5 protein-coding genes are annotated in these 7,341 nt (G+C 71.1%); 3 read left to right on the forward strand and 2 right to left on the reverse strand.

What is annotated here, in order from left to right:
- Nucleotides 1-32 precede the first annotated feature (32 nt).
- The gene (locus ABT360_RS16870) at nt 33-1,520 is read right to left on the reverse strand and encodes a 4-hydroxyphenylacetate 3-hydroxylase N-terminal domain-containing protein (protein WP_351816184.1); all 1,488 of its coding nucleotides are present in this window, start codon (nt 1,518-1,520) and stop codon (nt 33-35) included.
- 148 nt (nt 1,521-1,668) lie between these two features.
- Nucleotides 1,669-3,270, reverse strand: coding sequence for a tryptophan halogenase family protein (locus ABT360_RS16875; protein ID WP_351816165.1), 1,602 nt, complete (start codon nt 3,268-3,270; stop codon nt 1,669-1,671).
- A gap of 151 nt (nt 3,271-3,421) precedes the next feature.
- On the opposite strand from ABT360_RS16875, the gene ABT360_RS16880 reads away from it, so the two are divergent.
- The 3 genes from ABT360_RS16880 to ABT360_RS16890 are packed head-to-tail and all read left to right on the forward strand — an operon-like array spanning nt 3,422 to nt 6,751.
- Nucleotides 3,422-4,252 carry a thioesterase II family protein gene (locus ABT360_RS16880; RefSeq protein ID WP_351816168.1) on the forward strand — a complete coding sequence of 277 codons (831 nt, stop codon included), beginning with the start codon at nt 3,422-3,424 and terminating at the stop codon, nt 4,250-4,252.
- A 1-nt stretch (nt 4,253) separates the two neighbouring features.
- A complete protein-coding gene (locus ABT360_RS16885) occupies nt 4,254-5,468 on the forward strand; it encodes a cytochrome P450 (protein WP_351816171.1) in 1,215 nt (404 codons plus the stop codon).
- Nucleotides 5,468-6,751, forward strand: a complete 1,284-nt coding sequence (locus ABT360_RS16890) for an activator-dependent family glycosyltransferase (protein WP_351816174.1) — start codon at nt 5,468-5,470, stop codon at nt 6,749-6,751. The genes ABT360_RS16885 and ABT360_RS16890 overlap by 1 nt, the downstream gene beginning before the upstream one ends.
- Nucleotides 6,752-7,341 lie beyond the last annotated feature (590 nt).

Genomic DNA, 7,341 nt, shown 5'->3' on the forward strand with positions numbered 1-7,341 from the left:
GCCCCGGCCCTTCGGCCGTTCCGGTACGCCGCTCAGGACCCCGGCGGGACGAGATCCGGGCGGGTCCAGCCGTCGAGGTCGTACTCCGCCATGCACTGCTCCGCGAAGCCCTTGAGCGCGTCGGCCCGCCCGTTCGCCTGGTACGCCATGAGGGTCTGTACGCGGATGCCCTCGTGGTCACCGCCGTAGTTGCGCTCGTACAGCTCGTGCCGGGCGGCGAACTCGCTGCCGACCGCGTCCCACAGCAGCTTCAGCAGCTTCACCCGGTCGATGGCCTCGATACCGTGCGAGCCGCGCAGATACCGGTCCAGATAGGGCCGGATCTCCGGGTTCTTCCAGTCGCTCGCATGCGAGTTGAGGTAAATGAGCGCGCTGCCGACGGTCTGCTGGATGATCTCGCGGATCCGGGGATACCCGACACCCATGAAGGTGCGGTACGCGAGCCCGTAGTGCAGGTTGGGCTGCACCGACCCGTCCGACCACGGCGTGGACGAGGAGATCATCGCGTCCGACAGCCCCCAGAACATGTCGCGCCAGTTCAGGACCTCGCCGATCTGCGCCTGCACACCCCGGAACTTGGACGCACCCGTCGCCTCGACCGCCTTGAGCAGGCAGCCCGCGATGAAGTCCAGCTTGACGGCCAAGCGGGCGCAGCCGTGGAAGGTGAAGCGCTCCAGGAAGCCCGACTTCGTGGCGAAGGAATTGGCCGACGCCGCGTCGTACATGAACACGTTCTCCCACGGCACCAGGACACGGTCCATCACGATGATGGAGTCGTTCTCGTCCAGCCGGCTCGACAGCGGCCGGTCGAAGGGGCTGCCCAGGACGGCGGCCTGCATCTCGTAGGAGCTGCGGCAGAGCAACTTCAGCCCGGGGCTGTTCATCGGCACGGTGAAGACCGCGGAGAACTCCTTCTTGCGCAGCGGCAGCCCCATGTGAGCGATCAGGTTGGCGTTGGTGAGCGCCGATCCCGTGGCCACGACCTTGGCACCGCTCACGATCAGGCCCGCGTCGGTCTCCTCCTCCACGTGCACCACCACGTCGCCGATGTGGTCGGCCGGCCGGTCACGGTCGATGGGCGGATTCACGATGGCGTGGTTGAAGTACAGCACCCGCTCCTGCGCCCGCTTGTACCAGCTGCGCGCATTGTCCGCGAAGGGCCCGTAGAAGTCGGCGTGGGCGTCCAGCGTGCCGAAGAACGCCGCCTTGTAGTCGGGGGTACGCCCCATCCAGCCGTACACGAGCCGCTGCCAGCCGACGATCGCGTCCCGTGCCTCGCGCAGGTCCGCCGCACTGCGGGCCGTCTTGAAGAACGGGTGGGTGAAACCGCCGTTCCCGGTGTCCGTCGGTACCGACAGGACGCCCTTGGCCTCCGGATCGTGGAGCGCGTCGTACAACTGGGCGATGGACCGGGCGCTGTTGCGGAAGGCGGGGTGCTCGGTGACGTCGGACACGCGCTCACCGTGGATGTAGACACTGCGCCCGTCACGCAGCGAGTCGAGGTATTCCTCGCCCGTCATCGGGCGGACGTCGTTCGGTGCGCCGGTACCGGCGGCCGGCCGCGCATGCGTCGTCAACTGGGCCTTCTTTCACACGGCGTACGGCCGGCCAGGCGGGAGCGTCGTGGGGCCTCCCGCCCGACCGGCGGCGTACGGAAACGAACGGGGGTCAGGACTTGTGCAGCTGCCGCAGGTACGCGTACGTGCTCGGCAGCGTCTCGACGAGCTCGCGCTGCCGCCGCTTGACGTCCTCGAACAGCGGCTGCGCACCGGCCACCGACTCCGGCTTGTGCGCCAGCGCAGGCAGCGGGGCGTCGGGTTCCAGGCCGAGCCCGGCGAAGATGCAGTAGTAGCTGCCGTTGGTCCAGAAGTTCCGGAACTCCGCCTCGAAGTTGCCGTAGTACGTCGACTCGTCGGTGATCGGCGAGTTGATGGGCAGACCGGCCTTGTACGCGGCGATCTTCTTCTGGATGTTCTCCGGCAGCGTCAGCTCCTTGTTGGCCCGCCAGAACGGGGTGTCGTTGCGCGGCGCGTAGTAGAAGTGGGCCTGGATGAAGTCGCGTGTGTCGTCGAACATCACCTCGATCTCGTGGTTGAAGCTGTCCACGAGACCCTGGTTGAAGGTCTTGTCCGGGAAGTGCTTCGCCAGCTGGTAGATCGCGGCGCTGGTGAAGTAGATGCCCGTCGACTCCAGCGGCTCCAGGAAGCACGACGACAGACCGATGCTGACCACGTTGTTCACCCAGGCGCGGCGGTTCCGGCCGACCCGGAACCGGATGTGGTTGAACCGGGTCTTCTCCGGGTCGAGCCCCCACATCTCGCTGAACTCCCGCGTCGCCTCCTCCTGGGTGGCGAACTTGCTGGAGTACACGTAGCCGGAGCCGAAGCGGCCCAGCATCGGGATCTTCCACGCCCAGCCGGACGACATCGCGATGGCGGAGGTGTACGGCTCGACGCCGTTCGCCTCGTCGTCGTGCGGGATCGCGGTGGCGACCGCGCTGTCGCACAGCAGGTGGTCGCTCATGTCGATGAACGGCTCTTCGAGAGCCTTGTTGATGAGCAACCCGCGGAAGCCCGAGCAGTCGACGAACAGGTCCGCCTCCAGCGCGAGACCGCCCTTGGTGTGCAGCGCCGTGACGTACCCCCGCTCGTCCTGCTCCACCCGCACCATCTCGTCCTGGACGTGGTTCACGCCCTGCTTCGAGGTGGCGAAGCGGCGCAGGAAGTCCGCGACGAGGTGGGCGTCGAAGTGCCAGGCGTACCGGGTCGCGGCCGTGCCGTCGAGGTGCCGCGGCGCCTTCATGGCGTCCATCACCGGCGGCTCGGTGAAGCACGCGTAGTCGAACGGCTCCGTGGTGGTGCCCTCGTGCTTCCGCTTGAACCAGTAGTGGGACAGCGGCGTCTGGTCGTGGTCCGGCAGCAGCCCGAACGGGTGGTAGAAGTGGTCCGGGCGGTCGTCGGGCAGCGTCCGCGGGCCGGCCTCGCCATGCCCCTCGGTACGCCAGTTGATGAACCGCACCGCCATCTTGAAGCTCGCGTTGCACTCCCGCATCCAGTCGTCCTCGGCGATGCCGAGGTAGTCGAAGAAGGAGCGCTGCAGGTTCGGGACCGTCGCCTCACCCACCCCGATACGGGGGATGCCCGGTGCCTCCAGGACGGTGATGTCGACCGTGTCCTGAAGGGCCTTGCCCAGATAGGCGGCGGTCATCCAGCCCGCGGTGCCGCCACCGAGGATGACGACCTTCCGTATCCGCGTGTCAGCACTGTTCATCTTGCTCACCCTCGTTTCCGGGTCTGCGGCAGGGGACGAATCATCAGTGTCGGAAGGGGCTCGATCGAACGGCTATCAGAGCGGGCGCAGGCGTTGATAGGTAATCGATAGACCCCCTCCCCAGACTGCCGAGGACTGAGGAGGACCCGCGATGGGCGACTGGATCATCGGCTGGACCACCGGAGCGGTCGCCGACGGCCCGCTCCCCGCACTCGTCTGCCTGCCGCCCGCCGGAGCCGGATGCCGGCGGTTCGGCTCCTGGCAGCACCCGCTCGCGGGCACCGCCGAGGTGTTCGGCGTCCAACTGCCGGGCCGGGAGGACCGCTGGCACGAGCCCATGCCGGACACCTTCGACCAGGCCGTCGACACGATCGTCACCGCCCTCACCCGCAGGCTCGGCCGCTCCCGCCCCCTCGTCCTGTACGGACACAGCTTCGGAGGCCTCCTCGCCTACGAGGTGGCGCGCCGCACCACGCCGTACGCGCTGGTCGTCAGCGGTTGCCGGGCCCCGGCCCGCGCGCCGGGCACGGGCCGCCGCACCGCCGGCTCCCCGGTCCGCGAGGACGAGCTGGACCGGCTCCTCGACACCGACGACCCTGGCCTCGACCCCGGCCAGGCCCACGGCCTGCGCGACCTGGAGCTCCGGGAACTCGCCCTGGAGATGCTCCGCAAGGACGCCGCGCTCTCCCGGAGCTACACGCACAGGCCCGAGCCGCGGCTGCGGGTTCCCGTGCACGTCTGGGGAGCGGACGACGACGCGACGGTGACCCCCGCCGAGCTCGACCGGTGGGCCGCGGCCACCACCGGCCCCCTGCACCGCCGCCAGGTCCCCGGCGGGCACCACGCGGTGCTGCGCCGCCCGCAGCAGCTGCTCGCCCACCTGGCCGAACTCCTGCGGGCCGCGGCCGCCGCCCCGGCCCCGGCCGGCCTCACCACCGCGGCCACCGCCGCCGTATCCGCAGCTCGCCACACAGGAGCCTGACATGCACATCGACCTCCTCGACCCGGGGCCCTTCGCCAGGAACGACTTCTGGGAGACCTTCGCCTGGCTGCGCGCCAACGACCCGGTGCACCGCCATCCGGAGCCCGACGGGGACGGCTTCTGGGTCCTCAGCAAGCACCGCGACATCAGCCGGGTCTACACCGACAGCGAGACCTTCAGCTCGGCCGGCGGCATGCGCCTCGGCAGCGACCCCGGGGCCGTCGCCGCCGTCACCCAGCGCATGCTCATCGTCTCCGACGCCCCCCAGCACACCCGCCTCAAGCGCGCCCTCCACCAGGCGCTCGGCCCGCAGCGCATGCCGCGCATCGAGGCCCTGGTCGAGAAGGTCGTCGCCGAACTGGCCCTGGAGTACCTCGAACGCGACACATTCGACTTCATCGACCTCGCCAAGCAACTGCCCAACCGTGTCGTCTGCGCGCTGATGGGCATCCCGCACGCCGACTGGGCCTGGATCGGCGAACTCACCACCGAGGCCTTCGACTCCGACGACGAGATGGAGCGCAGCAGCGCCCACTCCGAGATCTTCCTGTACTTCATGGAACTGCTCAGGGAGCGGCGGGCGCACCCCGCCGACGACCTGATCAGCCACATCGCCCACGACACCCAGGTGGACGAGGGCGGCGGCGAGCAGCGCCCGCTCACCGACGAGGAGATCGTCTTCAACTGCAACGGCATCCTGTCCGGTGCCAACGAGACCACCAGGTACTCGGCCGCCGGAGCGGTCCACCAGTTCGCCGAGCACCCCGAGCAGTGGCGGCTCCTGAAGGAACTCGGCGAGGCCGGTGTCGCTCCGGCCGTCGAGGAGGTCCTGCGCTGGACCACCCCCGGCGTGCACGCGCTGCGCACGGTCACCCGGGACACCGAGATCAACGGAACGAGGATCGCCGCCGGCGACCGGGTCACCCTGTGGAACGTCTCCGCCAACCGTGACGAGGAGCTGTTCACCGACCCCCACACCTTCGCCGTCGACCGGCGCCCCAACCGGCACATCGCCTTCGGCCACGGCCGCCACCTCTGCCTCGGCGCACACCTGGCCCGGTTCGAACTCGCCGCGCTGCTCAAGGAGTTCACGCGGACCCTCGACGGCTTCGAGCTCAGCGGCCCGGTCCGCTACAACTCGTCCAACTTCACCTGGGGCATCAAGAGCCTCCCGGTGCGGTTGCTGCGCCGCCGGGTGACGGCGGGAGCGGCGTGATGGCCCGGCCGATGCGCGTCCTGCTCACCTGCTACCCCGAGCGCACCCACTTCCTGTTGATGGCCCCGCTGGCGTGGGCGCTGCGCACGGCGGGACACGAGGTCCGGGTGGCCTGTCAGCCGAAGATGGCCGCCGTCATCAACCAGGCAGGGCTCACCGCGGTGCCCGTGGGAAGCGACCGGGACCTGTGGCAGATCGTCGGCCGGGTCGACGGCCCCGGGGCGCGCCGCGCGCCCGGCCTGCTTCCCCCGTACGACGCGGCGGAACGCATGCCCGAGGACATCACCCTGGAGTCGCTGCGCGAGGGCTACCGGGTCCGGGTCGACAGCACGCACAAGATGACCAACGCGCCACTGACCAGCGCCCTCGTCGAGTACGCCCAGCACTGGCGGCCGGACCTGGTGCTCTGGGAGCCCCTCACCTTCGCGGGCGCCATCGCCGCGCAGGCCGTCGGCGCCGCCCACGCCCGCGTACTGATCGGCGCCGACGTGCACGGCATCACCCGCGAACACTTCGTGGCCCTGACGGCCCAGCAGCCGCCGGAGGACCGCGGTGACCCGCTCGGCGAGTGGCTCGGCGGCTACGCCCGGCGCTACGGCCACGAGTTCACCGAGGAACTGTGCACCGGACAGCTGTCGATCGACCCCCTGCCGCCGTCCCTCCAGTTCCACGCGCCTGGCCTCGACTACCGGTCGCTGCGCTTCACCCCCTACGGCGGGCCGGCCGTGGTCCCCCGCTGGCTGTGGGAGCCGCCGCGCCGCCCGCGCGTGGCCCTGACCCTGGGGCTCACGGTCACCGACCATGCGATCGGCCTCCCCATCGACGTCCAGGAGATCCTCGACGCGGTGGCGGACCTCGACATCGAACTGGTCGCCACCGTCAACGACGAAGCCCGGGCGAAGCTCGTCCGCGTCCCCGACAACGCGCGCCTCGTACCGTACGTACCGATGCAGGCCCTGCTGCCGACCTGCGCGGCGGTCATCCACCACGCGGGCGTGGGCACCCTGAACACCGCCGCGTTCTACGGCGTGCCGCAACTGGCCCTGCCGTGGGACGTAGACCAGCCCATGCTGTCGCGCCGCCTCGCCACGCACGGCGCGGGCCTGACGACCCACTCCGTGGAAGCCACCGGGCCGATCGTCCGCGACAGCCTGCTCCGGCTGCTGGAGGAGGAGTCGTTCCGCCGCCGCGCGGCGGACCTGCGGGACGAGATGGCCTCGGTCCCGCACGCCAACGACCTGGTCCCCGAGCTCGTCGAACTGGCAGCCGCCGCCCACAGGTAAGGCGCCGCTGAGCCGCCCGGGTGCCCACCGTGACGCCCGGGCCCCCGGCCCCCGCCCCCGTACCCCTGACCAACTGTCCCCGGCCCCGGACCCCGTCCCTCGACCGTCGACCCCGGCCCCGGCCTCCGCCCCCTGGCCTCCGACCCTCGGCCCCGGACCCCGGCCCCCGGACCCCTGGCCTCCGACTCCCGGCCTCCGGACCCCGGCCCCTGGCCTCCGGCCCCTGGACTAGCGCCGGCCCCGGCCCCTGGCCCCGACCTCCGATCTCCGACCCCCGGCCTCCGACCCCTGGCCAACTAGCGTCGGCCCCGGGCCCCCGTCCCTCGACCGTCGACCCCCGGCCCCGGCCCCGGCACGCGGGAGCGGGCCGGGAGCCCAAGCCCGAGGCCCCGCCGTGCGGGGCCGGCCGGGGCGACCCCGCCCCTGACCCCGACCTCCGCCCACTGGCCCCTAGCCGCGCGACCCCCGCCCCTGGCCCCGACCCCCGCCGAGCCCCGCACGCGGGGGCCGGCACGCGGGGCCGGCCGGGGGCCCAGGCCCGGTGGAAGTTCGGCAAGCTGCTGTGGATCCTGCTCTCCGGCACGATCCCC

The organism is Streptomyces sp. NPDC000229, from assembly GCF_040300825.1.
Taxonomy (GTDB): Bacteria; Actinomycetota; Actinomycetes; order Streptomycetales; family Streptomycetaceae; genus Streptomyces.